Consider the following 354-nt stretch of genomic DNA (forward strand, 5'->3'; position numbering starts at 1 on the left):
GGCCCCCACAGGGGAAATCATCACGGAATCCGTCGATTATGAACTGGCCGGGCGGAGTATGACGCTTTTCCGCCGTCCTTAAAGCGAGGCCGCCGCGCGTGCGGCGGTATCATACAGGGAGGAGATCGCGCGGAGTAACTGCGCGGTCTCGCCAATTGATGCACCCGGAATGCCGCTTTCCGCATGAATGTTGATCAGGCAGGCCTCCCGCACCTCCCGGTACTTCATGCACAGCGCTTTTCCCTCCTCCGTGGTGGAGAAAAAAAGCTCTTTTCCGGCTTTCTCGCTGGTGACATATCCCGCCTTGACCAGCTTTTTCAGCGCATACGTCACCACGTGGGTATCTTCCACGTT

1 protein-coding gene is annotated in these 354 nt (G+C 58.2%); it reads right to left on the reverse strand.

Features of this window, described 5'->3' with window-relative positions:
• Window positions 1-78 precede the first annotated feature (78 nt).
• A partial coding sequence (locus RTW80_RS27940) for a winged helix DNA-binding protein (RefSeq protein ID WP_312721376.1) occupies window positions 79-354 on the reverse strand: 276 nt, incomplete at its 5' end.

This window comes from Escherichia sp. AM3 (assembly GCF_032029835.1).
Lineage (GTDB): Bacteria > Pseudomonadota > Gammaproteobacteria > Enterobacterales > Enterobacteriaceae > Escherichia > Escherichia coli.